Source organism: Streptomyces sp. SCSIO 30461, assembly GCF_037023745.1.
Taxonomy (GTDB): Bacteria; Actinomycetota; Actinomycetes; order Streptomycetales; family Streptomycetaceae; genus Streptomyces.
This window is the reverse complement of record NZ_CP146101.1, coordinates 7,337,614-7,360,558: the sequence shown is the minus strand read 5'-3', so window position 1 is coordinate 7,360,558 and position 22,945 is coordinate 7,337,614. Positions and strand designations below refer to the sequence as shown.

The 22,945-nt window shown below is 67.6% G+C and carries 34 protein-coding genes and 1 pseudogene; 31 read left to right on the top strand and 4 right to left on the bottom strand.

The window, feature by feature from the left end; translation table 11 throughout:
- Window positions 1-21: 21 nt before the first annotated feature.
- Window positions 22-1,215, top strand: coding sequence for an elongation factor Tu (gene tuf, locus V1460_RS33050; protein WP_338677258.1), 1,194 nt, complete (start codon window positions 22-24; stop codon window positions 1,213-1,215).
- A 106-nt stretch (window positions 1,216-1,321) separates the two neighbouring features.
- Here tuf and V1460_RS33045 read toward each other — a convergent pair whose 3' ends face one another.
- The 4 genes and pseudogenes from V1460_RS33045 to V1460_RS33030 all read right to left on the bottom strand — a co-directional run bounded on the left by V1460_RS33045 (window position 1,322) and on the right by V1460_RS33030 (window position 5,547).
- Window positions 1,322-3,508: a PIG-L family deacetylase gene (locus V1460_RS33045; RefSeq protein WP_338677257.1), complete on the bottom strand. Its 2,187-nt coding sequence runs from the start codon at window positions 3,506-3,508 to the stop codon at window positions 1,322-1,324.
- A 163-nt stretch (window positions 3,509-3,671) separates the two neighbouring features.
- On the bottom strand, window positions 3,672-4,094 hold the full coding sequence (locus tag V1460_RS33040) for a hypothetical protein (RefSeq protein WP_407077567.1): 423 nt from the start codon (window positions 4,092-4,094) through the stop codon (window positions 3,672-3,674).
- Window positions 4,090-4,531, bottom strand: a pseudogene (locus V1460_RS33035) (RNA ligase family protein); the annotation flags it as partial. The pseudogene V1460_RS33035 and the gene V1460_RS33040, both read right to left, overlap by 5 nt.
- Window positions 4,532-4,611: 80 nt before the next feature.
- Window positions 4,612-5,547: a hypothetical protein gene (locus V1460_RS33030; RefSeq protein ID WP_338677256.1), complete on the bottom strand. Its 936-nt coding sequence runs from the start codon at window positions 5,545-5,547 to the stop codon at window positions 4,612-4,614.
- Window positions 5,548-6,472: 925 nt separating this feature from the next.
- Here V1460_RS33030 and rpsJ point away from each other — a divergent pair.
- The 30 genes from rpsJ (at window position 6,473) to rplQ (ending at window position 22,945) form a co-directional block, all read left to right on the top strand.
- The gene (gene rpsJ, locus V1460_RS33025) at window positions 6,473-6,781 is read left to right on the top strand and encodes a 30S ribosomal protein S10 (protein ID WP_003948644.1); all 309 of its coding nucleotides are present in this window, start codon (window positions 6,473-6,475) and stop codon (window positions 6,779-6,781) included.
- A 17-nt stretch (window positions 6,782-6,798) separates the two neighbouring features.
- A complete protein-coding gene (gene rplC, locus V1460_RS33020; protein ID WP_093656392.1) occupies window positions 6,799-7,443 on the top strand; it encodes a 50S ribosomal protein L3 in 645 nt (214 codons plus the stop codon).
- An 8-nt stretch (window positions 7,444-7,451) separates the two neighbouring features.
- Window positions 7,452-8,099, top strand: coding sequence for a 50S ribosomal protein L4 (gene rplD / locus V1460_RS33015; protein ID WP_338677255.1), 648 nt, complete (start codon window positions 7,452-7,454; stop codon window positions 8,097-8,099).
- Window positions 8,099-8,422, top strand: coding sequence for a 50S ribosomal protein L23 (gene rplW / locus V1460_RS33010; protein ID WP_338677254.1), 324 nt, complete (start codon window positions 8,099-8,101; stop codon window positions 8,420-8,422). The genes rplD and rplW overlap by 1 nt, the downstream gene beginning before the upstream one ends.
- A gap of 41 nt (window positions 8,423-8,463) precedes the next feature.
- Window positions 8,464-9,300 (top strand): 50S ribosomal protein L2, encoded by an 837-nt coding sequence (gene rplB / locus V1460_RS33005; RefSeq protein WP_338677253.1) that lies wholly within the window; start codon window positions 8,464-8,466, stop codon window positions 9,298-9,300.
- A 12-nt stretch (window positions 9,301-9,312) separates the two neighbouring features.
- Complete coding sequence (gene rpsS / locus V1460_RS33000; protein ID WP_003948639.1) at window positions 9,313-9,594, top strand: 30S ribosomal protein S19; 282 nt, start codon at window positions 9,313-9,315, stop codon at window positions 9,592-9,594.
- A gap of 42 nt (window positions 9,595-9,636) precedes the next feature.
- Window positions 9,637-9,984 carry a 50S ribosomal protein L22 gene (gene rplV / locus V1460_RS32995; RefSeq protein ID WP_043264895.1) on the top strand — a complete coding sequence of 116 codons (348 nt, stop codon included), beginning with the start codon at window positions 9,637-9,639 and terminating at the stop codon, window positions 9,982-9,984.
- Window positions 9,984-10,811: a 30S ribosomal protein S3 gene (gene rpsC / locus V1460_RS32990; RefSeq protein ID WP_338677252.1), complete on the top strand. Its 828-nt coding sequence runs from the start codon at window positions 9,984-9,986 to the stop codon at window positions 10,809-10,811. Before rplV ends, rpsC begins: the two co-directional genes overlap by 1 nt.
- A 5-nt stretch (window positions 10,812-10,816) precedes the next feature.
- Window positions 10,817-11,236, top strand: coding sequence for a 50S ribosomal protein L16 (rplP, locus tag V1460_RS32985; protein ID WP_005313579.1), 420 nt, complete (start codon window positions 10,817-10,819; stop codon window positions 11,234-11,236).
- Window positions 11,236-11,460: a 50S ribosomal protein L29 gene (rpmC, locus tag V1460_RS32980; protein WP_031076670.1), complete on the top strand. Its 225-nt coding sequence runs from the start codon at window positions 11,236-11,238 to the stop codon at window positions 11,458-11,460. The genes rplP and rpmC overlap by 1 nt, the downstream gene beginning before the upstream one ends.
- Window positions 11,460-11,747, top strand: a complete 288-nt coding sequence (rpsQ, locus tag V1460_RS32975) for a 30S ribosomal protein S17 (protein ID WP_338677250.1) — start codon at window positions 11,460-11,462, stop codon at window positions 11,745-11,747. The genes rpmC and rpsQ overlap by 1 nt, the downstream gene beginning before the upstream one ends.
- 135 nt (window positions 11,748-11,882) lie before the next feature.
- A complete protein-coding gene (gene rplN / locus V1460_RS32970; RefSeq protein ID WP_003956455.1) occupies window positions 11,883-12,251 on the top strand; it encodes a 50S ribosomal protein L14 in 369 nt (122 codons plus the stop codon).
- Between the two features lie 2 nt (window positions 12,252-12,253).
- Window positions 12,254-12,577 carry a 50S ribosomal protein L24 gene (gene rplX, locus V1460_RS32965; RefSeq protein WP_338677249.1) on the top strand — a complete coding sequence of 108 codons (324 nt, stop codon included), beginning with the start codon at window positions 12,254-12,256 and terminating at the stop codon, window positions 12,575-12,577.
- Window positions 12,577-13,134, top strand: a complete 558-nt coding sequence (gene rplE / locus V1460_RS32960; RefSeq protein WP_153486744.1) for a 50S ribosomal protein L5 — start codon at window positions 12,577-12,579, stop codon at window positions 13,132-13,134. Before rplX ends, rplE begins: the two co-directional genes overlap by 1 nt.
- Window positions 13,135-13,139: 5 nt before the next feature.
- The gene (locus V1460_RS32955) at window positions 13,140-13,325 is read left to right on the top strand and encodes a type Z 30S ribosomal protein S14 (RefSeq protein WP_003956452.1); all 186 of its coding nucleotides are present in this window, start codon (window positions 13,140-13,142) and stop codon (window positions 13,323-13,325) included.
- Between the two features lie 208 nt (window positions 13,326-13,533).
- Window positions 13,534-13,932 carry a 30S ribosomal protein S8 gene (rpsH, locus tag V1460_RS32950; RefSeq protein WP_338677247.1) on the top strand — a complete coding sequence of 133 codons (399 nt, stop codon included), beginning with the start codon at window positions 13,534-13,536 and terminating at the stop codon, window positions 13,930-13,932.
- Window positions 13,933-13,952: 20 nt separating this feature from the next.
- Entirely contained in the window at window positions 13,953-14,492 is a 540-nt protein-coding gene (gene rplF / locus V1460_RS32945) for a 50S ribosomal protein L6 (RefSeq protein ID WP_338677246.1), read from the top strand.
- Between the two features lie 3 nt (window positions 14,493-14,495).
- Window positions 14,496-14,879 (top strand): 50S ribosomal protein L18, encoded by a 384-nt coding sequence (rplR, locus tag V1460_RS32940; protein WP_338677245.1) that lies wholly within the window; start codon window positions 14,496-14,498, stop codon window positions 14,877-14,879.
- A 38-nt stretch (window positions 14,880-14,917) separates the two neighbouring features.
- Complete coding sequence (gene rpsE / locus V1460_RS32935; RefSeq protein ID WP_005313527.1) at window positions 14,918-15,523, top strand: 30S ribosomal protein S5; 606 nt, start codon at window positions 14,918-14,920, stop codon at window positions 15,521-15,523.
- A complete protein-coding gene (gene rpmD / locus V1460_RS32930; RefSeq protein ID WP_338677244.1) occupies window positions 15,523-15,705 on the top strand; it encodes a 50S ribosomal protein L30 in 183 nt (60 codons plus the stop codon). The genes rpsE and rpmD overlap by 1 nt, the downstream gene beginning before the upstream one ends.
- A 2-nt stretch (window positions 15,706-15,707) precedes the next feature.
- Complete coding sequence (gene rplO, locus V1460_RS32925) at window positions 15,708-16,163, top strand: 50S ribosomal protein L15 (protein ID WP_338677243.1); 456 nt, start codon at window positions 15,708-15,710, stop codon at window positions 16,161-16,163.
- A 288-nt stretch (window positions 16,164-16,451) separates the two neighbouring features.
- A complete protein-coding gene (gene secY, locus V1460_RS32920; RefSeq protein ID WP_338677242.1) occupies window positions 16,452-17,771 on the top strand; it encodes a preprotein translocase subunit SecY in 1,320 nt (439 codons plus the stop codon).
- A complete protein-coding gene (locus V1460_RS32915; RefSeq protein ID WP_338677241.1) occupies window positions 17,771-18,436 on the top strand; it encodes an adenylate kinase in 666 nt (221 codons plus the stop codon). Before secY ends, V1460_RS32915 begins: the two co-directional genes overlap by 1 nt.
- A 166-nt stretch (window positions 18,437-18,602) precedes the next feature.
- Window positions 18,603-19,439, top strand: a complete 837-nt coding sequence (map, locus tag V1460_RS32910) for a type I methionyl aminopeptidase (RefSeq protein WP_338677240.1) — start codon at window positions 18,603-18,605, stop codon at window positions 19,437-19,439.
- A 232-nt stretch (window positions 19,440-19,671) separates the two neighbouring features.
- On the top strand, window positions 19,672-19,893 hold the full coding sequence (gene infA / locus V1460_RS32905) for a translation initiation factor IF-1 (RefSeq protein ID WP_003956442.1): 222 nt from the start codon (window positions 19,672-19,674) through the stop codon (window positions 19,891-19,893).
- Window positions 19,894-19,952: 59 nt separating this feature from the next.
- Window positions 19,953-20,066 carry a 50S ribosomal protein L36 gene (gene rpmJ, locus V1460_RS32900; protein WP_003956441.1) on the top strand — a complete coding sequence of 38 codons (114 nt, stop codon included), beginning with the start codon at window positions 19,953-19,955 and terminating at the stop codon, window positions 20,064-20,066.
- 200 nt (window positions 20,067-20,266) lie between these two features.
- Window positions 20,267-20,647 (top strand): 30S ribosomal protein S13, encoded by a 381-nt coding sequence (gene rpsM, locus V1460_RS32895; RefSeq protein WP_004946638.1) that lies wholly within the window; start codon window positions 20,267-20,269, stop codon window positions 20,645-20,647.
- A gap of 89 nt (window positions 20,648-20,736) precedes the next feature.
- Window positions 20,737-21,141, top strand: a complete 405-nt coding sequence (gene rpsK, locus V1460_RS32890; protein ID WP_017949643.1) for a 30S ribosomal protein S11 — start codon at window positions 20,737-20,739, stop codon at window positions 21,139-21,141.
- 167 nt (window positions 21,142-21,308) lie between these two features.
- A complete protein-coding gene (locus V1460_RS32885) occupies window positions 21,309-22,331 on the top strand; it encodes a DNA-directed RNA polymerase subunit alpha (protein ID WP_023587013.1) in 1,023 nt (340 codons plus the stop codon).
- Between the two features lie 119 nt (window positions 22,332-22,450).
- On the top strand, window positions 22,451-22,945 hold the full coding sequence (gene rplQ / locus V1460_RS32880) for a 50S ribosomal protein L17 (protein ID WP_338677239.1): 495 nt from the start codon (window positions 22,451-22,453) through the stop codon (window positions 22,943-22,945).

Sequence of the window (22,945 nt, the reverse complement as noted above, 5' to 3'; positions counted from 1 at the left end):
CCACTCCACAGGAGGACCCCAGTGGCGAAGGCGAAGTTCGAGCGGACTAAGCCGCACGTCAACATCGGCACCATCGGTCACATTGACCACGGTAAGACGACCCTCACGGCCGCCATTACCAAGGTGCTGCACGACGCGTACCCGGACCTGAACGAGGCCTCGGCCTTCGACCAGATCGACAAGGCTCCTGAGGAGCGCCAGCGCGGTATCACCATCTCCATCGCGCACGTCGAGTACCAGACCGAGTCGCGTCACTACGCCCACGTCGACTGCCCCGGTCACGCGGACTACATCAAGAACATGATCACCGGTGCTGCCCAGATGGACGGCGCCATCCTCGTGGTCGCCGCCACCGACGGCCCGATGCCGCAGACCAAGGAGCACGTGCTCCTGGCCCGCCAGGTCGGCGTTCCGTACATCGTCGTCGCCCTGAACAAGGCCGACATGGTGGACGACGAGGAGATCCTGGAGCTCGTCGAGCTCGAGGTCCGTGAGCTCCTCTCCGAGTACGAGTTCCCGGGCGACGACCTGCCGGTCGTCCGCGTCTCGGCGCTGAAGGCGCTCGAGGGCGACAAGGAGTGGGGCGAGAAGCTCCTCGGCCTGATGAAGGCCGTGGACGAGTCCATCCCGCAGCCCGAGCGCGACGTCGACAAGCCGTTCCTGATGCCGATCGAGGACGTCTTCACGATCACCGGTCGTGGCACCGTCGTCACCGGTCGTATCGAGCGCGGCATGCTCAAGGTCAACGAGACCGTCGACATCATCGGCATCAAGACCGAGAAGACCACCACCACGGTCACCGGTATCGAGATGTTCCGCAAGCTGCTCGACGAGGGCCAGGCCGGTGAGAACGTCGGTCTGCTGCTCCGCGGCATCAAGCGCGAGGACGTCGAGCGCGGCCAGGTCATCATCAAGCCGGGCTCGGTCACCCCGCACACCGAGTTCGAGGCGCAGGCCTACATCCTCTCCAAGGACGAGGGTGGCCGCCACACGCCGTTCTTCAACAACTACCGCCCGCAGTTCTACTTCCGTACCACGGACGTGACCGGCGTCGTGACCCTCCCCGAGGGCACCGAGATGGTCATGCCGGGCGACAACACCACCATGTCGGTCTCGCTGATCCAGCCGGTCGCCATGGAGGAGGGCCTGAAGTTCGCCATCCGTGAGGGTGGCCGGACCGTCGGCGCCGGCCAGGTCACCAAGATCGTCAAGTAAGTCTGACGGTTCGACCTGGTAGCTCCTCACGAGCACCAAGCGAGAGGCCCCGCACCGGAAGGTGCGGGGCCTCTTCGTCGTGTACGGGCCGGGGGCGGCCCGGGGATCAGCCGGGGGTGCCGCCCTCGGCGTACCAGGTCCATGGGCGCGCGTCCGGGCCCATACCGACCGCGGTCGAGCCCGAGCGGCCCAGGTGGAGGCTGGGGGAGCCGAGCGGCTGGGTGCCATGGGTGCGGGTCAGCCGCCTGTCGCCGCTGAGCATGAGGACCCGGCCGTTCAGATCCTGTCCGAGCAGCACTCTGCCGTTGGGGGATTCGGCCGCTTCGAGCGTGCCGTAGCCGTCGAGGGGTTCGGCGCGCTGTCGCCGAAGCGCGGGCGATGCGTCGGCCCACACCGCGCGCACGGTCGCGGACGCGGGCTCCCGGTAGTAGAGCTCGATCCCGCCGTCGCCGGTCGCCAGCGCGGTGGGCGCACCTCCCGGGACGGGGAGCCCGTCCGTACGGTTCGGCTGGAAGGTGATCTCCCCGCCGGGTCGCCGCTGCGCCCAGAGGTGCACGGTGTCGTGGCCCGCCGCGAACACGTGTACACGGCCCGAGCTGTCCACCACCGCGGACAGGCCGTCCTGCACCTCGGCGCCGCCGAGGTCGCTCCAGCGGTTCCAGCGCCCGTCCGTGTCACGGACCCGAGTGCTGAGGCCCTTGTCCGCGTTGCGTACGAAGAGATGCACCCGACCGTCGGGGGAGGTCACCGCGACGGGCACACCGACCCGCCGTCCGCGGTCCTCGTCCCGCTCCGGATTGCCCAGGCCTTGCCAGGCGAGGAACTCCCCGCCCGCGGAACGCTGTTCGAGCAGCACCACCTCGCGCCGGTTCTCGCTGCCATGGCCGCCGATGGCCGCGAAGCGCAGCCCGAACAGCAGCCGGCGGCCGTCCGGGAGCGCCGCCGAGCCCAGCGCCGGGGCGAGCGGCCCGCCACCGAGGTCCTGCGGGGCGCCCCACTGGCCGCTGCCGGGCGCCGTCTCACGCCAGCGCACGGTACGCAGCCCGAGCACCCCGTACGCCGCGAGCCGCCCGTCCTTCTCGGTGGTGACGACGGGCTCAGCGCCCGGGTAGCGGTGGTGGGTCGAGCGGACCCAGCCCTTCCTGTTGGTCAACGGGCGCCTGCCGCCCACGTTGTAGTCGCCGCAGCCCGACGCGTTGCCGCAGTCCCACCGCGGGTCGCCACCGTAGGGCACGAGCAGCGCGGCCTTGTCGCGGAGTATCCGCGGCGGGAGGTTCTTGGGCCAGTGCCGGTTGTAGTAGCCGCGGAAGGCGGTGGCGATGAAGCCGGGCACCTCGCCGCCGTCCCTTGTCGCCTCGGCGACCCAGCGCAGCAGCGCGGCCCAGCTGAAGCAGGCGACCGCCGTGTGGTCGGGGTGGTCCGAGTAGCCTGGCTGCTCGCTGTCCTTCTTGCGGGTGGCCTCGTCGCTGTGCTGGATGTCAGGGTCGGGATCCAGGGTCTGGACCACCGTGGGGCGGTACTCGTCCATGAGCCCGACGAGCACGTCGATCAGCTCGTCGTAGTCGTACGAGACGGTCTTGCGCAGCGGTGAGTCCGCGGCGACCACGGTGTGCAGGCCGAGTGCCCGGTCGTGCCAGAGGCTGCCGAGGGCGTCCCAGCGGCGTGGGGTGTGCATGGGCAGGTTGAGGAAGACCAGCTCCACCCGGCGGTGGCCGTTGGTGAGTGTGTTGATCTCGGCGCGGTGGTCGCCCCGGAGCGTCGTGACCCCGCGCCGCCAGCGGGTGAACTTGTCGAGGCCGAGCAGGGTGGCATAGGCCTGCCGCAGGCCCTGGTGGCGGGCGGACGAGTAGCCGGGGCGGTCGGCTGGGACCTCCGACTCCCCGGGTATGCGGTTGCGGCCGTCGTGGTCGCCCGCGGTGACGTACACACAGAGCAGCGGCACTCCGGAGTCCACCATCCGCTGGGTGTCCGGGTTCATGAAGTACAGGTCGTCGTCGGGGTGGGCGAGGATCTGCATCAACTGCGCGCGGTGCGAGCTGGCGATCGGCATACCCGGTGCGGGGTCGGCCATCGGGGTGGGACGGCGCGGTGACGGCACCGAGCAGGCGGTGAGGGCGGAGAGCGCGGTCACTCCGGCGAGGGCGCCGGCCAAGCCGGTGACGACGGCGCGTCTGCGGGGCCGGGTGCCGGTGGTGCCGTGACCCGATGGGGCGACCGCGAAGGTGCCACGGCCCTGATCGGATATGCCGTGAGGACTTGCCGTGGGCATGCTTCGCGCAGCGCTGTCGTTCATGTGGCCGTGCTCCGTCCGCTTCCCCCGCAGCGGGCGTTTCACGAGGCACCGTCTGCGTACTGTGTTCTCCCCCTGGCGCGGGGCTGCGGACCGGTCGAGTCCGTCACCGCGCTTGGTCAGACGGATTTTCTCAGGTCCGGGTTGCTCCGTGCTCCCGTGTCCCCTACGCCCGGAGTGCCGGACCAGCGGGCAGGGTCGGCACCTCACCCGGCCCGGCCCAGGTGAGTCCCGCACCGGGCAGTCCACGCAGCCATCGGTCGGCGATGGCGCCGAGGCGGTCGCGGTCCGGTGGGGTGCCACCCAGCCCGATGGCATAACGAGTCCGCGCCGCACCGGTGTCGGTGCCGTCGGCGGCCAACGGCCGCGGCCAGGCATGGGCGTCGGCGACGCCCGATGCCTCCAGTTCGCCGAGCAGCGCGCGGATGCGGCCGCGTACCCGGCCCTCTTCGGGCCCGGTGGGCACGGTCACGACGGCCCAGGCCGCGTGCCTGCGATGCAGCGGCGGGGCGGCCAGCACCGGACCTGCGGGTCGTCGTCGTGCCGGACGGCCTGGACGGGGCCCCACAGCTCCTGCGGCGGGAGCCATGCCACCGCCGTACGCGGCGTCGGGCGGGAATGCCGAGCTGCCGCAGGAAGTCCACGGTGCTGTCCCAGTCCAGGCACCTGCCGCCGGAGTCGCCTGCGCTGTCGTCCCAGACCGAGAGGCCGTAGAACCAGCTCTCCAACTCGCTGTACGCGAGAGAGCGCCGGGCGAACACGTTCTCGCCGCACACCCGCCACCCGTCCGGGATCCGCCTGGCGATCCGCCCCCGGAGGGCCTTCACCCAGGCCCGGGACGGATGGTGCGCGGAGTCGAGCGAACGGGTGTGCGGCCCGTCCGCGTACAACGTGGTGTTCTCGCCGTCGAGCTTCTCGGTGACCACCACATCCCGGCCCTGCAGTCCGCGCGGATCCGCGAGGCGCACGTCGTCCGAAGAGGCCCCCGGGCGACCACGGCAGGTGCGGTGTCCTCGGACCGGTGATCGGCGAACAGGGGGAGGGGCGAGGCGGGAGGACGGGGCCGGACGGCCCGGACCGGCCACACGGTGCGGCCGGCCCGGGGGCTACGCGGTCCGGGGCTGTTCGTCGCTGAAGATCTCCTCGGCGGACGAGGTGGTGACGGCCCGGATCAGCCAGGTGCGCAGGATCTCCGGGTCGTCGCAGGCGGTGATGCGCGCACGTGTCGTGTGGGAGATGTCCAGTCCGCGCCGGTCCAGCACGAGCAGGATGTCCTCGGCCCCTTGCCTGGCCTGGCCTTCCGCCCGGCCTTCCGCCCGGCCTTCCGCCCGGCCCTCGGCCCGGCCCTCGCTCCTGAGCTCCTCGGAGAGGGGCGACTTGTAGAAAGACAGGTCCACGGCCACCAACTTCCTCCACTGTTCTGCGGCAGGGTGCGTGCCCATGCCCTGTGCGATGAGTTCGACGATGGGGTAGGCGACGTCCTGCGGGGTTTCCCGCAGCACGGTGGACACGGCTTTCAGTATCGCGCCGATGCCAGGATCCTCGCGGTGTGTGATCGCCGCCAGTGTCGCGAGTACGAGGTCCTTGCGGGTCTCCGCTGGATCGGTGATGACCGGCAGGTTGTGCGGTCCCGCCACGAGGGGCCGCAGAGTGAGCGCCGGCCACTCACGGGGGCCGATGGCGAAGGGCCGTGCGGCCCACTCGGCGGTGGCCCGGTCCTGGCAGACGACCAGGAGCAGCGGTGGCATCCGGTACTTCGTGTACAGATACGACACGTAGTGCGCCCAGCTCGCGGGCTTGTGCGGGTCCTTTTTGCCCTGGGCCTCCACCGCGAGGAGGAAGGACTCGCCGTTCCTCGCGTCGAACCGCAGCAGCGTGTCGAGCCGGCGTTCGAGCGGGCTGGTCTCGGTGAGGTCGGTGGGCAGGACCGTGACCGAGGCGGGTTGAGGGAGGTCGACGCCCAGCACTTTGGAGATGCCGGACAAGAGGTCCGGGAACTCCTGGAAGATGCGGTGCATCGCCTCATGGGGCGAGCTGACCATGTGGGTCCTTGCGGGTCGCGGACAGGGTGCGAGTGCCTCTGGCACATGCCGGGCAGCTCGTGTCCGCGAGACTAGGCAGCCGACCCGCGCTGAGAACGCTCAACGTGGCGATTTCACACGCCCGAGTGAGGAGCGCTCGAAGGGTGACGGGCGGGAGCGGACCCCGAAGGCCCGCTCCCGCCGGCCTCGTTCCCGCAGACCCGTCGGACCCGCGGATTCGTCCCAGCGCCGCCCGAGTGCGCGGATGCGGTTCTCGTATTCGAGTACCTCGGTCCACTCGGACAGCCGGTACCTGGGGCCGTTCGCCGCTCCGGCGAAGGTGCCGGCAAGGGCGGCGATCGAGTCGGAGTCACCGGAGGATATGTGCGATGTCCCTCACGGGAGGGTGAAGGCGTGTCCGCGACCCGGGTGGGACGGGTGTGGCGACGCTTGTGGCGACAGTCGGGATGTCCGCGCTCACGGTCCGTACCGTGCCCGGAGTCGGCCCCTCGCGCGCCGCGGTTTGACAGTCGATCCGGGAGGGGTACCCTCTTCGGCTCGATTGGCGCCCCGCCTGGGCCGTATGGCAGACTGTCCGGGTTGCTCGGTTGAGTGCCGATGCTGCGCGCCTCCCGCCGGGAGGACCGGAAGCGAGTCCCACAGTACTCGTCACCCCTGATCAGGGGTGGAAGTACGGGAATCTTCCGGGAAGTGTCAGCGGGGTGCCGGCCAGGCACCCGGTAGGTGTTCTTCCTCCGGACCCGCGGTCCTCGGGCCCGCACCCCCTTGGTTGGGAAATCCTTCGGGAGATCTGCGTAGAGGGGATGCGACACGCCCGACCGCGTGGGTCGGAGGGGACGGTGTTCCTGAGGGCCCTTGAGGGGCTTCAGGGGCACAGCCCGCCGGGTCGTCAGAGCGTTACGAGAGACAGGACTACGAAGTAGCCATGGCGGGACAGAAGATCCGCATCCGGCTCAAGGCCTACGACCACGAGGTCATCGACTCCTCGGCGAAGAAGATCGTCGAGACGGTGACCCGCACTGGTGCGTCGGTCGCGGGCCCGGTGCCGCTGCCCACTGAGAAGAACGTGTACTGCGTCATCAAGTCGCCGCACAAGTACAAGGACTCGCGCGAGCACTTCGAGATGCGCACGCACAAGCGCCTGATCGACATCCTCGACCCGACTCCCAAGACCGTTGACTCTCTGATGCGACTCGACCTTCCGGCCGGTGTCGACATCGAGATCAAGCTCTGAGGCCGGTGATCTGAGAGATGGCTAAGCAGATCAAGGGCATCCTGGGCGAGAAGCTCGGCATGACGCAGGTGTGGGACGAGAACAACCGCGTTGTTCCGGTCACCGTCGTCAAGGCCGGCCCCAACGTCGTCACCCAGGTGCGTACCAACGACGTCGACGGCTACGAGTCGGTCCAGATCGCCTTCGGCGAGATCGACCCGCGCAAGGTGAACAAGCCCCTCAAGGGCCACTTCGCCAAGGCCGACGTCACCCCCCGTCGCCACCTCGTCGAGATCCGCACCGCGGACGCCTCCGAGTACGCGCTCGGCCAGGAGATCACCGCTGAGGTGTTCGAGGCCGGCGTCAAGGTCGACGTGACCGGCAAGAGCAAGGGCAAGGGCTTCGCCGGTGTCATGAAGCGCCACAACTTCCGTGGCCTCGGCGCCGGACACGGCACCCAGCGCAAGCACCGCTCGCCCGGTTCCATCGGTGGCTGCGCCACCCCGGGCCGTGTGTTCAAGGGCCTCCGCATGGCGGGCCGTATGGGCAACGAGCGGGTCACCACCCAGAACCTGACCGTCCACGCCGTTGACGCGGAGAAGGGTCTGCTGCTCATCAAGGGCGCGGTTCCCGGTCCGAACGGCGGCCTCGTCCTGGTCCGTACCGCGGCCAAGGGGGCCTGAGGTAACCGATGAGCACCATTGACATCCTTTCGCCCGCTGGCGAGAAGGCCGGTAGCGTCGAGCTCCCCGCGGAGATCTTCGACGCCAAGGTCAGCGTCCCGCTGATCCACCAGGTCGTCGTCGCGCAGCTGGCCGCTGCCCGCCAGGGCACGCACAAGACCAAGACCCGCGGCGAAGTCCGTGGTGGTGGCAAGAAGCCTTACCGCCAGAAGGGCACCGGCCGCGCCCGTCAGGGTTCGACCCGCGCTCCGCAGTTCGCCGGCGGTGGCGTCGTCCACGGCCCCGTGCCGCGTGACTACTCGCAGCGGACCCCGAAGAAGATGAAGGCCGCCGCCCTGCGCGGTGCCCTCACCGACCGGGCCCGCCACTCCCGCATCCACGTCGTCTCCGGCGTGGTCGAGGGTGCGGCTTCCACCAAGGCCGCCAAGACGCTGTTCGGCAAGATCTCGGAGCGCAAGAACCTGCTCCTGGTCGTCGACCGCAGCGACGAGGCCGCGTGGCTGTCCGCCCGCAATCTGCCCCAGGTGCACATCCTGGAGCCGGGGCAGCTGAACACGTACGACGTGCTCGTCTCCGACGACGTGGTCTTCACCCAGGCCGCCTTCGAGTCCTTCGTGTCCGGCCCCAAGGCCAACAATGAAGGGAGCGAGGCCTGATGTCCGAGGCCACGATCACCAGCAAGACCTTCACGGACCCGCGCGACCTGCTGATCAAGCCGGTCGTCTCCGAGAAGAGCTACGCGCTGCTGGACGAGAACAAGTACACGTTCGTCGTCGACCCGCGTGCGAACAAGACCCAGATCAAGCAGGCCGTCGAGGCGGTCTTCTCGGTCAAGGTCACCGGGGTGAACACGATCAACCGCCAGGGCAAGCGCAAGCGCACCCGCACCGGTTTCGGCAAGCGCGCCAACACCAAGCGCGCCATCGTGACCCTTGCCGAGGGCGACCGTATCGACATCTTCGGCGGTCCGGCCTCCTGACGGAGGTCCGGATCGTCCGAATATCGGACGAGGACTGAGAAATGGGTATCCGCAAGTACAAGCCGACGACTCCGGGCCGTCGTGGCTCCAGCGTCGCCGACTTCGTCGAGATCACGCGGTCCACGCCGGAGAAGTCGCTGGTCCGCCCTCTGCACAGCAAGGGCGGCCGTAACAACGCCGGTCGTGTGACCGTTCGCCACCAGGGTGGTGGCCACAAGCGCGCCTACCGTGTGATCGACTTCCGTCGTCATGACAAGGACGGCGTGCCGGCCAAGGTCGCGCACATCGAGTACGACCCCAACCGCACCGCGCGCATCGCGCTCCTGCACTACGCGGACGGCGAGAAGCGCTACATCATCGCTCCGCGTGGCCTGAACCAGGGCGACCGGATCGAGAACGGCGCCGGCGCCGACATCAAGCCCGGCAACAACCTGGCGCTGCGCAACATCCCGGTCGGTACGACCATCCACGCCATCGAGCTGCGGCCCGGCGGCGGCGCGAAGTTCGCCCGCTCCGCGGGTGCCTCCGTGCAGCTGCTGGCGAAGGAGGGCTCCATGGCCCACCTGCGCATGCCGTCCGGTGAGATCCGCCTGGTCGACGTCCGCTGCCGCGCCACTGTCGGCGAGGTCGGCAACGCCGAGCAGTCGAACATCAACTGGGGCAAGGCCGGCCGTATGCGCTGGAAGGGCGTCCGCCCGACCGTCCGCGGTGTCGCCATGAACCCGGTCGACCACCCGCACGGTGGTGGTGAGGGCAAGACCTCCGGTGGTCGCCACCCGGTCTCCCCGTGGGGTCAGAAGGAGGGTCGTACTCGTTCTCCCAAGAAGGCGAGCAACAAGTACATCGTCCGCCGCCGCAAGACGAACAAGAAGCGCTAGGAGCGGGTTTAGATGCCGCGCAGTCTCAAGAAGGGGCCCTTCGTCGACGACCACCTCATCAAGAAGGTGGACGTCCAGAACGAAGCAGGCACCAAGAACGTCATCAAGACCTGGTCCCGTCGCTCGATGATCGTCCCGGCCATGCTGGGCCACACGATCGCGGTGCACAACGGCAAGACCCACATCCCGGTGTTCGTCACCGAGTCGATGGTCGGCCACAAGCTCGGCGAGTTCTCGCCGACTCGCACCTTCCGCGGCCACGTCAAGGACGACCGGAAGTCGAAGCGCCGCTAACCGCGGGGTGGAACGACTATGACTTACACCGAAGGGACAACCATGGAAGCCAGGGCCCAGGCGCGGTACATCCGCGTCACGCCCATGAAGGCCCGCCGCGTGGTGGACCTCATCCGTGGCATGGATGCCACGGAGGCTCAGGCGGTCCTGCGTTTCGCCCCGCAGGCCGCGAGCGTGCCGGTTGGCAAGGTGCTGGACAGCGCCATCGCCAACGCCGCGCACAACTACGACCACACGGACGCCTCCACGCTGTTCATCAGCGAGGCGTACGTCGACGAGGGCCCGACCCTGAAGCGGTTCCGTCCGCGTGCCCAGGGCCGTGCCTACCGGATCCGCAAGCGGACCAGCCACATCACCGTGGTCGTCAGCAGCAAGGAAGGAACCCGGTAATGGGCCAGAAGGTAAACCCGCACGGGTTCCGGCTCGGCATCACCACGGACTTCAAGTCCCGCTGGTACGCCGACAAGCTGTACAAGGACTACGTCAAGGAAGACGTCGCCATCCGTCGGATGCTGACGTCCGGCATGGAGCGCGCCGGTATCTCGAAGGTCGAGATCGAGCGCACCCGTGACCGCGTGCGGGTGGACATCCACACCGCGCGTCCCGGCATCGTCATCGGCCGCCGCGGCGCGGAGGCCGACAAGATCCGTGGTCAGCTCGAGAAGCTCACGGGCAAGCAGGTCCAGCTGAACATCCTCGAGGTCAAGAACCCCGAGGTCGACGCTCAGCTCGTGGCCCAGGCCGTGGCCGAGCAGCTGTCCTCCCGTGTCTCCTTCCGCCGTGCCATGCGCAAGAGCATGCAGTCGGCGATGAAGGCGGGCGCCAAGGGCATCAAGATCCAGTGTGGTGGCCGTCTCGGCGGCGCCGAGATGTCCCGCTCGGAGTTCTACCGCGAGGGCCGTGTGCCGCTGCACACGCTCCGCGCGAACGTCGAGTACGGCTTCTTCGAGGCCAAGACCACCTTCGGCCGCATCGGTGTGAAGGTCTGGATCTACAAGGGCGACGTCAAGAACATCGCCGAGGTCCGCGCCGAGAACGCCGCTGCCCGCGCCGGCAACCGCCCGGCCCGTGGCGGCGCCGACCGCCCGGCCCGTGGTGGCCGCGGTGGCGAGCGTGGCGGTCGCGGTCGCAAGCCGCAGCAGGGCGCTGCTGCCGAGGCCCCCAAGGCCGAGGCCGCTGCCGCTGCTCCGGCTGAGAGCACCGGAACGGAGGCCTGACCGAAATGCTGATCCCCCGTAGGGTCAAGCACCGCAAGCAGCACCACCCCAAGCGCCGCGGCATGGCCAAGGGCGGTACGACGGTTGCGTTCGGCGAGTACGGCATCCAGGCCATGACTCCGGCGTACGTGACCAACCGCCAGATCGAGGCGGCTCGTATCGCGATGACCCGCCACATCAAGCGTGGCGGCAAGGTCTGGATCAACATCTACCCGGACCGCCCGCTGACCAAGAAGCCCGCCGAGACCCGCATGGGTTCCGGTAAGGGTTCCCCGGAGTGGTGGGTCGCGAACGTGCACCCGGGCCGGGTCATGTTCGAGCTGTCCTACCCGAACGAGAAGATTGCGCGTGAGGCTCTGACTCGTGCGGCCCACAAGCTGCCGATGAAGTGCCGGATCGTCAAGCGCGAGGCAGGTGAAGCGTGATGTCGGCCGGTACCAAGGCGTCCGAGCTGCGCGAGCTGGGCAACGAGGAGCTTGTCGCCAAGCTCCGCGAGGCCAAGGAAGAGCTGTTCAATCTCCGCTTCCAGGCGGCGACGGGCCAGCTCGAGAACCACGGCCGGCTCAAGTCCGTCCGTAAGGACATCGCCCGGATCTACACCCTGATGCGTGAGCGCGAGCTGGGCATCGAGACGGTGGAGAGCGCCTGATGAGCGAGAGCAACGTGACTGAGAAGAAGACCGAGGAGCGCGGCTTCCGCAAGACCCGTGAGGGTCTGGTCGTCAGCGACAAGATGGACAAGACCGTCGTCGTCGCCGTCGAGGACCGCGTCAAGCACGCGCTGTACGGCAAGGTCATCCGCCGTACCAACAAGCTCAAGGCGCACGACGAGCAGAACGCCGCGGGTGTCGGCGACCGCGTCCTCCTGATGGAGACCCGGCCGCTGTCCGCGACGAAGCGCTGGCGCGTCGTCGAGATCCTCGAGAAGGCCAAGTAATTTTGCGGGGGCTTCCCGATGGGAGCCCTCCGCATGCCCCCCGCTGGGGCCTCGGGCTCCAGCACTAGTTCCGCCAGGCTCCGGGGACTGTTCACGCGGTCCCCGGGGAACCGGCAGACGATCAGGAGATAAGACGTGATCCAGCAGGAGTCGCGGCTTCGCGTCGCCGACAACACTGGTGCCAAGGAGATCCTTTGCATCCGTGTTCTCGGTGGCTCGGGCCGCCGCTACGCGGGCATCGGTGACGTCATCGTCGCCACCGTCAAGGACGCGATCCCCGGTGGCAACGTGAAGAAGGGTGACGTCGTCAAGGCGGTCATCGTTCGCACCGTCAAGGAGCGCCGCCGCCAGGACGGCTCGTACATCCGCTTCGACGAGAACGCCGCCGTCATTCTGAAGAACGACGGCGACCCTCGCGGCACCCGTATCTTCGGCCCGGTGGGCCGTGAGCTGCGCGAGAAGAAGTTCATGAAGATCATCTCGCTCGCGCCGGAGGTGCTGTAAGCATGAAGATCAAGAAGGGCGACCTGGTCCAGGTCATCACCGGTAAGGACAAGGGCAAGCAGGGCAAGGTCATCGCGGCCTTCCCCCGCGAGGACCGTGTCCTGGTCGAGGGTGTCAACCGGGTCAAGAAGCACACGAAGGCCAACCAGCCGGGTCGTGCCTCGCAGGCCGGCGGCATCGTCACCACCGAGGCCCCGATCCACGTGAGCAACGTTCAGCTCGTCGTGGACAAGGACGGCAAGAAGGTCGTGACCCGCGTCGGTTACCGCTTCGACGACGAGGGCAACAAGGTTCGCGTTGCCAAGCGGACGGGTGAGGACATCTGATGGCTACCACCACCACTCCGCGTCTCAAGACGAAGTACCGCGAGGAGATCGCGGGCAAGCTGCGTGAGGAGTTCTCCTACGAGAACGTCATGCAGGTTCCCGGCCTCGTCAAGATCGTGGTCAACATGGGTGTGGGCGACGCCGCCCGCGACTCCAAGCTGATCGAGGGTGCCATCAAGGACCTCACCACGATCACCGGTCAGAAGCCGGCCGTCACCAAGGCCCGCAAGTCCATCGCGCAGTTCAAGCTGCGTGAGGGTCAGCCGATCGGTGCCCACGTCACGCTCCGTGGCGACCGCATGTGGGAGTTCCTGGACCGCACCCTGTCGCTCGCGCTGCCGCGCATCCGCGACTTCCGTGGCCTGTCCCCCAAGCAGTTCGACGGCCGTGGCAACTACACCTTCGGTCTCACGGAGCAGGTCATGTTCCACGAGATCGACCAGGACAAGATCGACCGCGTCCGGGGTATGGACATCACCGTGGTGACCACGGCGACCAACGACGCTGAGGGCCGTGCCCTTCTCCGTCACCTCGGCTTCCCGTTCAAGGAGGCGTAAGCGAGATGGCGAAGAAGGCTCTGATTGCCAAGGCTGCTCGTAAGCCCAAGTTCGGTGTGCGCGCGTACACCCGCTGCCAGCGCTGCGGTCGTCCGCACTCCGTGTACCGCAAGTTCGGCCTGTGCCGTGTGTGCCTTCGTGAGATGGCTCACCGTGGCGAGCTGCCGGGCGTGACCAAGAGCTCCTGGTAATCCCCTACTCGGGGATTACCGGAGGCTCTCGGTAAGCAACTGGTCGACGGGGCCCACCCCCACATGCCGTAGGCTTGTGGGGTTGGGCGCCCGCCGCCCATACGACTTACTACGCCGTAGGTCCCCGCGCCGCACCCGTCCCGCCCCAGTGCGGGGAGAGGGATGGCGCATACAGGAAACCCCGGCGAGAGAGGCCGAAGGCCAATTCATGACCATGACTGATCCGATCGCGGACATGCTGACCCGTCTGCGTAACGCGAACTCGGCATACCACGACTCCGTGACGATGCCGCACAGCAAGATCAAGTCGCACATCGCGGAGATCCTCCAGCAGGAGGGCTTCATCACGGGCTGGAAGGTCGAGGACGCCGAGGTCGGCAAGAACCTCGTCCTCGAGCTGAAGTTCGGTCCGAACCGTGAGCGCTCCATCGCGGGCATCAAGCGGATCTCCAAGCCCGGTCTCCGGGTCTACGCGAAGTCCACCAACCTGCCGAAGGTGCTCGGCGGCCTGGGCGTGGCGATCATCTCCACGTCGCACGGTCTGCTCACCGACAAGCAGGCGCAGAAGAAGGGCGTGGGTGGGGAAGTCCTCGCCTACGTCTGGTAGTCGGGAACGGAGGAATAGCAATGTCGCGTATCGGCAAGCTCCCCATCCCGGTTCCCGCCGGCGTGGATGTCACCATCGACGGCCGTACGGTCCAGGTGAAGGGCCCCAAGGGCACCCTGAGCCACACCGTTGCCGCGCCGATCGAGATCGTGAAGGGTGAGGACGGCGTTCTCAACGTCACCCGCCCCAACGACGAGCGTCAGAACAAGGCCCTGCACGGCCTGTCCCGCACGCTGGTGGCCAACATGATCACCGGTGTGACCACGGGATACGTCAAGGCGCTCGAGATCAGCGGTGTCGGTTACCGCGTCGCCGCGAAGGGCTCCAACCTGGAGTTCCAGCTCGGCTACAGCCACCCGATCCTGGTGGAGGCCCCCGCGGGGATCTCCTTCAAGGTCGAGTCGCCGACCAAGTTCTCGGTCGAGGGCATCGACAAGCAGAAGGTCGGCGAGGTCGCCGCGAACATCCGCAAGCTGCGCAAGCCCGACCCGTACAAGGCCAAGGGCGTGAAGTACGCGGGCGAGGTCATCCGCCGCAAGGTCGGAAAGGCTGGTAAGTAAGCCATGGCATACGGCGTGAAGATTGCCAAGGGCAAGGCCTACAAGGGCGCTTCCCTGAAGCGTCGCCACATCCGCATCCGCAAGAAGATCTCGGGTACCCCGGCGCGTCCGCGTCTGGTTGTCACCCGGTCCAACCGCGGCATCACGGCTCAGGTCATCGACGACATCGCGGGTCACACCCTCGCGTCGGCGTCCACCCTGGACTCGTCCATCCGCGGCGGCGAAGGCGACAAGTCGGCGAAGGCGAAGCAGGTCGGCCAGCTCGTGGCCGAGCGTGCCAAGGCTGCCGGCGTCGAGGCTGTCGTGTTCGACCGTGGCGGCAACCAGTACGCCGGGCGCATCGCCGCCCTGGCGGACGCCGCCCGCGAAGCCGGCTTGAAGTTCTGAGCCGTTCGTAGCTAGCGGAAAAGAGAGAGGTAAATCCAATGGCTGGACCCCAGCGCCGCGGAAGCGGTGCCGGTGGCGGCGAGCGGCGGGACCGGAAGGGCCGTGACGGCGGCGCTGCTGCCGCCGAGAAGACCGCGTACGTTGAGCGCGTTGTCGCGATCAACCGCGTCGCCAAGGTTGTGAAGGGTGGTCGTCGCTTCAGCTTCACCGCGCTGGTCGTGGTGGGCGACGGTGACGGCACCGTGGGTGTCGGTTACGGCAAGGCCAAGGAGGTGCCGGCCGCCATCGCCAAGGGTGTTGAGGAGGCCAAGAAGCACTTCTTCAAGGTCCCCCGTATCCAGGGCACCATCCCGCACCCGATCCAGGGTGAGAAGGCCGCGGGCGTCGTCCTGCTCAAGCCGGCTTCCCCCGGTACCGGTGTTATCGCCGGTGGCCCGGTGCGTGCCGTGCTCGAGTGCGCCGGCGTTCACGACATCCTGTCGAAGTCGCTCGGCTCCGACAACGCGATCAACATCGTGCACGCGACCGTGGCGGCCCTGAAGGGTCTTCAGCGTCCCGAGGAGATCGCGGCCCGCCGCGGTCTGCCCCTCGAGGACGTCGCCCCCGCGGCTCTGCTTCGTGCGCGTGCGGGAGCGGGTGCGTAATGGCCCGCCTCAAGATCACGCAGACGAAGTCGTACATCGGCAGCAAGCAGAACCACCGTGACACGCTGCGGTCGCTTGGTCTCAAAGGGATCAACACCGTGGTCGTCAAGGAGGACCGCCCCGAGTTCCGCGGAATGGTGCACACCGTCCGCCACCTCGTGACGGTCGAGGAGGTCGACTGATCATGGCGGAGCAGAACCCGCTGAAGATCCACAACCTCCGTCCCGCCCCCGGCGCCAAGACCCCCAAGACCCGTGTGGGTCGTGGTGAGGCGTCGAAGGGTAAGACGGCCGGTCGTGGTACCAAGGGTACGAAGGCTCGTTACCAGGTTCCGGAGCGCTTCGAGGGTGGGCAGATGCCCCTCCACATGCGTCTCCCGAAGCTGAAGGGCTTCAAGAACCCCTTCCGCACCGAGTACCAGGTCGTGAACCTGGACAAGCTGGCCGCGCTCTACCCGCAGGGTGGCGAGGTCACGGTGGCCGACCTGGTCGCCAAGGGTGCGGTGCGCAAGAACCAGCTCGTCAAGGTCCTTGGCCAGGGCGAGGTCTCCGTGGCGCTCCAGGTGACGGTTGACGCCGTCTCCGGTTCCGCCAAGGAGAAGATCGCCGCCGCGGGCGGCACCGTCACCGAGCTCGTCTGACGAGCCGATGGCCTGAACACCTTCCGGGGATGCCTCGTAAACGGGGCATCCCCGGTTGGTCGTTCCAAGGGGGGCACCCTCGCAGGTAAGGTGACCAGCGTTGTCACTGTATTCACCGGGGGTGTGACTCCCGCACCGCCCTCCCCGCTACTCCGGTAGGGGGGAACCAGGGCTGCAAGGGCCGCCCCATGGGCGTACCTCGCGGCTCTCGCTGCTTGACCCATACGTATTCGTCGAACCTCAAGACCGTCACCTCTGACGCTTTGCGCGGGGGTCGCAGGAGGCACCGTGCTCACCGCGTTCGCCCGGGCGTTCAAGACGCCCGACCTGCGCAAGAAGCTGCTCTTCACGCTCGGCATCATCGTGCTGTTCCGGGTCGGGGCCCACATTCCGGTCCCCGGCGTCAGCTACGAGAACGTCCAGATCTGTGTGGAGCAGGCGTCGAAGAACCAGGGAAGCCTGTTCGGCCTCGTCAACATGTTCAGCGGCGGCGCGCTGCTCCAGATCACCATCTTTGCGCTCGGCATCATGCCGTACATCACCGCGAGCATCATCCTTCAGCTGCTGACGGTGGTGATCCCGCGTCTGGAAGCCCTCAAGAAGGAGGGCCAGGCAGGTACGGCCAAGATCACGCAGTACACCCGTTACCTCACGATCGCGCTGGCGATCCTGCAGGGCACCGGCATCGTGGCCGCCGCCCGCAGCGGCGCCCTGTTCCAGGGCTGCGCCGTCGGCAGCGAGATCGTCCCGGACCAGTCGATCTTCATCACCGCCACCATGGTGATCACCATGACCGCCGGTACGGCCGTCGTCATGTGGCTCGGTGAGCTGATTACGGACCGCGGTATCGGCAACGGAATGTCGATCCTGATGTTCATCTCGATCGCCGCCGGCTTCCCCGGTGCCCTGTGGGCGATCAAGGAGAGCGGCAAGCTGGCCAAGGGCTGGATCGAGTTCGGCACCGTCATCGTGATCGGCTTCGTGATGGTGGCCCTCGTGGTGTTCGTCGAGCAGGCCCAGCGCCGTATCCCGGTGCAGTACGCCAAGCGCATGATCGGCCGCAGGTCCTACGGTGGTACGTCGACCTACATCCCGCTGAAGGTGAACCAGGCGGGTGTGATTCCTGTCATCTTCGCCTCGTCGCTGCTCTACATCCCGGCGCTGGTCGCGCAGTTCTCCAACGCCAACTCCAGCTGGAAAACCTGGATCGAAACGTACTTCGTGAAGGGCGACCACCCCTACTACATCACCGCGTACTTCCTCCTGATTGTCTTTTTCGCCTTCTTCTACGTGGCCATCTCGTTCAACCCCGAGGAAGTCGCGGACAACATGAAGAAGTATGGTGGCTTCATCCCGGGTATCCGGGCTGGTCGACCTACCGCTGAGTACTTGAGCTACGTGCTCAACCGGATCACCTGGCCGGGCTCGCTGTATCTGGGTCTGATCGCTCTTGTGCCGACGATGGCGTTGGCCGGCTTCGGTGGTGCGAACGCGAACTTCCCGTTCGGCGGCACCAGCATCCTCATCATCGTGGGTGTCGGTCTGGAGACCGTGAAGCAGATCGAGAGTCAGCTCCAGCAGCGCAACTACGAAGGGTTCCTCCGCTGATGCGAATCGTCCTCGTCGGGCCGCCCGGTGCGGGCAAGGGAACGCAGGCCGCGTTCCTCGCCAAGAACCTGTCGATCCCGCACATCTCCACGGGCGACCTCTTCCGGGCCAACATCAGCCAGGGCACCGAGCTGGGCAAGCAGGCCAAGGCGTATATGGACGCGGGCAACCTCGTGCCCGACGAGGTCACGATCGGCATGGCCAAGGGCCGCATGGAGCAGTCCGACGCGGTGAACGGCTTCCTGCTGGACGGCTTTCCGCGCAACGTCTCGCAGGCCGAGGCGCTGGACGAGATGCTCAGGACCGAGGGCATGAAGCTGGACGCGGTGCTGGACCTGGAAGTCCCCGAGGACGAGGTCGTGAAGCGGATCGCGGGCCGCCGCATCTGCCGCAACGAAAGCGCCCACGTCTTCCACGTGACCTACAGCCCGCCGCAGCAGGAAGGCGTCTGCGACGTCTGCGGCGGCGAGCTGTACCAGCGTGACGACGACTCCGAGGGGACCGTGCGCAAGCGGCTCGAGGTCTACCACACCCAGACCGAGCCGATCATCGACTACTACAAGGCCCAGGGCCTGGTGGTCACGATCTCCGCGCTCGGCAAGGTCGCCGATGTGACCGAGCGGGCCATGGAGGCCCTCCGGGGTGACCGGGCCGCGCAGGCCTGACGTCATCACCTGATCTGATTCATTCGCTGCAGCCGATACGGCCGCGGTGTCCCCTGGACGCCGCGGCCGTATCGTTGATTACCCACTCGTCGTTCCCTTCCGAGCACTCTCCGACCACGCCTCGACCACGTGTCGAGCACTCCGACCCGGAAAGGCGCCGTTCCCCATGGTGCAGATCAAGACCCCCGAGCAGATCGCGAAGATGCGTGAGGCGGGACTGGTCGTCGCCGCCATCCACGCGGCGACCCGCGTGGCCGCCGTGCCCGGCGCCACCACCCGGGATCTGGACGAGGTGGCCCGCAAGGTCATCGCGGACCACGGCGCCAAGTCCAACTTCCTGGGCTATGGCGGCTTCCCCGCCACGATCTGCACCTCGGTGAACGAGGTCGTCGTGCATGGCATCCCGGATGACAAGACGGTGCTCAAGGACGGCGACATCATCTCCATCGACGCCGGTGCGATCGTCGACGGCTGGCACGGTGACGCCGCGTTCACCGTGTTCGTCGGCGGTGGCCACGCCCCGGAGCTGATCGAGCTGTCCCGGGTGACGGAGGAGTCCATGTGGGCCGGTATCGCCGCGATGAAGGCGGGGAACCGGCTGGTCGACATCTCGCGCGCCATCGAGACCTACATCCGCCGCCAGCCCAAGCCGGGGGGCGGGCGCTACGGGATCATCGAGGAATACGGCGGCCACGGCATCGGCACCGAGATGCACATGGACCCGCACCTGCTGAACTACGTCTCCCGCAAGCGCGGCAAGGGCCCCAAGCTGGTGCCCGGTTTCTGCCTCGCCATCGAGCCGATGGTGTCGCTGGGCACCCCGCACACCGAGGTGCTCTCCGACGACTGGACCGTGATCACCACGGACGGCACCTGGTCCTCGCACTGGGAGCACTCGGTCGCGCTGACCGAGGACGGCCCGCTGGTCCTCACCGCCGTGGACGGCGGCAAGGCCAAGCTGGCGGAACTGGGCGTCACGGCTGCGCCGGACCCGCTCGCCTGACGGGCTCGGCGGGCATGCTCGTCGTGCGCCGGCGCTCGTCGAGCACGAGGTGGCACGCATTCCACCGGCTTAACGATCAGCCACGTGGGGCAAACTCCGTGGATTCGTGTTTTCCAGGGGCCTGACGTAGACTGATGCGTCGGCTCTCTTGTATCCGCATGTCCGCGTGCAGAAATGCGCGGAAACCTGCGGGCGGAGAGTCGATCAAGGTAGCCGATTCGAAGGGCGAAGCGTGGCCAAGAAGCAAGGTGCCATCGAGATCGAGGGCACCGTGATCGAGTCCCTGCCGAACGCCATGTTCAAGGTGGAGCTCCAGAACGGTCACAAGGTCCTCGCGCACATCTCCGGAAAGATGCGGATGCACTACATCCGTATCCTGCCGGACGACCGGGTCGTGGTGGAGCTCTCTCCCTACGACCTGACGCGTGGCCGGATCGTCTACCGGTACAAGTAGATCTTGCCCTCACCCCCTCCCGTGGGGTGCTGGCACTGACCCGGAGAACCTCACATCCCATGAAGGTCAAGCCGAGCGTCAAGAAGATCTGCGACAAGTGCAAGGTGATCCGCCGTCACGGCCGGGTCATGGTCATCTGCGACAACCTGCGCCACAAGCAGCGCCAGGGCTGACGCACGACCACCTGCACTTCGCAGTTACTTCGCGCGACGCGAGCAACACATGTAGATACGCAGAGCCCGCCCAGCCCGTTCAGGGTCGGCGGCACCTCCGGCGGGGGCCGGGGACCCGGACGTACCACTTCTCCCGAGGGAGCGGTCGGCGGCCGGGAGTGGTTCTGCGGAAGACCCCCGAACACCACAGGAGCCATTGAATGGCACGCGTTTCCGGTGTTGACATCCCGCGCGACAAGCGTGTGGAGGTCGCACTCACCTACGTCTTCGGTATCGGCCGCACCCAGTCGAAGGCGACTCTCGCCGCGACCGGTGTGAACCCGAACACCCGCGTTCGTGACCTGGCCGAAGAGGACCTGGTCAAGATCCGCGAGTACGTGGACGCCAACCTCAAGACCGAGGGTGACCTCCGTCGTGAGATCCAGGCCGACATCCGCCGCAAGGTCGAGATCGGCTGCTACCAGGGTCTGCGTCACCGCCGCGGTCTGCCGGTCCACGGCCAGCGCACCAGCACGAACGCCCGTACCCGCAAGGGTCCGCGTCGCGCCATCGCCGGCAAGAAGAAGCCGGGCAAGAAGTAGTCCTCAGCAGGACGCACTGGGTCTGGGGCTGCCCCAGACCCCCCAAGCGGTCTTCGCTGTAGGACCGACCACCTCCACGGGAGAAATACATGCCCCCCAAGGGACGCCAGGGCGCCGTCAAGAAGGTGCGCCGCAAGGAAAAGAAGAACGTCGCTCACGGCCACGCGCACATCAAGAGCACGTTCAACAACACGATCGTCTCGATCACGGACCCGTCCGGCAACGTGATCTCCTGGGCCTCCGCCGGCCACGTCGGCTTCAAGGGCTCGCGCAAGTCCACCCCCTTCGCCGCGCAGATGGCCGCCGAGTCGGCCGCCCGCCGCGCGCAGGAGCACGGCATGCGCAAGGTCGACGTCTTCGTCAAGGGTCCGGGCTCCGGCCGTGAGACCGCGATCCGCTCCCTCCAGGCCACCGGCCTCGAGGTCGGCTCGATCCAGGACGTCACCCCGACGCCGCACAACGGCTGCCGTCCGCCCAAGCGCCGCCGCGTCTGACGCCGCGCCGCTGCCAGGCACCGCCTCGCGTGGTCGCCTGATCCGAGTGTCCGGGCGGTACGGCCCCTTCGGGGTCGTGCCGCCCGTACCCTTGCTGTATCCGCACCTGCCCGGTGCGGCCCGTCGGGCGTCAAATAGCGGGCGCCCACGACTGAAGGATCACTGACATGCTGATCGCTCAGCGTCCGTCGCTGACCGAAGAGGTTGTCGACGAGTACCGCTCCCGGTTCGTCATCGAGCCGCTGGAGCCGGGCTTCGGTTACACCCTCGGCAACTCGCTCCGCCGTACGCTCCTCTCCTCGATCCCGGGTGCGGCGGTCACGTCCATCCGTATCGACGGTGTCCTGCACGAGTTCACCACCGTGCCGGGCGTCAAGGAGGACGTCACCGACCTCATCCTGAACATCAAGCAGCTGGTCGTCTCCTCGGAGCACGACGAGCCCGTCGTGATGTACCTGCGCAAGCAGGGCCCGGGTCTGGTCACCGCCGCCGACATCGCGCCTCCGGCCGGCGTCGAGGTGCACAACCCCGACCTCGTCCTCGCCACGCTCAACGGCAAGGGCAAGCTGGAGATGGAGCTCACCGTCGAGCGCGGTCGCGGCTACGTCTCCGCCGTGCAGAACAAGCAGGCGGGCCAGGAGATCGGCCGTATCCCGGTCGACTCCATCTACTCCCCGGTGCTCAAGGTCACGTACAAGGTCGAGGCGACCCGTGTCGAGCAGCGCACCGACTTCGACAAGCTGATCGTCGACGTCGAGACCAAGCAGGCCATGCGTCCGCGTGACGCCATGGCGTCGGCCGGTAAGACCCTGGTCGAGCTGTTCGGTCTGGCACGTGAGCTCAACATCGACGCCGAGGGCATCGACATGGGCCCGTCCCCGACGGACGCCGCCCTGGCCGCCGACCTCGCGCTGCCGATCGAGGAGCTGGAGCTCACGGTCCGCTCGTACAACTGCCTCAAGCGCGAGGGCATCCACTCCGTGGGTGAGCTCGTCGCCCGCTCCGAGGCCGATCTGCTCGACATCCGCAACTTCGGTGCGAAGTCGATCGACGAGGTCAAGGCGAAGCTGGCCGGCATGGGCCTGGCCCTCAAGGACAGCCCGCCCGGATTCGACCCGACCGCCGCCGCGGACGCCTTCGGCGCCGACGACGACGCGGACGCGGGCTTCGTCGAGACCGAGCAGTACTGAACCGGTGCTGCTCGGGTCCGAGCAGCACCGAATCGCTGATAGCTGCCCGCAGGCGTCCGCCTGCGGGGTCCTGACACCGGTACCTGATACGGCCGGTGCAGATCTCAAGGAGAAACACCATGCCGAAGCCCGCCAAGGGTGCCCGTCTGGGCGGCAGCGCCGCGCACGAGAAGCTGCTCCTCGCGAACCTCGCGAAGTCGCTCTTCGAGCACGGCCGCATCACGACGACCGAGGCGAAGGCGCGTCGTCTGCGTCCCGTCGCCGAGCGTCTGATCACCAAGGCGAAGAAGGGCGACATCCACAACCGTCGCCTGGTGCTGCAGACGATCACGGACAAGGGCATCGTCCACACGCTCTTCACCGAGATCGCCCCGCGCTACGCCGAGCGTCCGGGTGGCTACACCCGGATCACGAAGATCGGCAACCGTCGTGGTGACAACGCCCCGATGGCCGTGATCGAGCTCGTCGAGGGCGAGATCGCGAAGAAGGCGACCGTCGCCGAGGCCGAGGCCGCCACCAAGCGTGCGGTCAAGGAGGCCGATGAGGCCAAGGCCGATGAGGCCAAGGCCGAGGACGCCGCTGAGGCTCCGGCCGAGGAGTCCAAGGACGCCTGA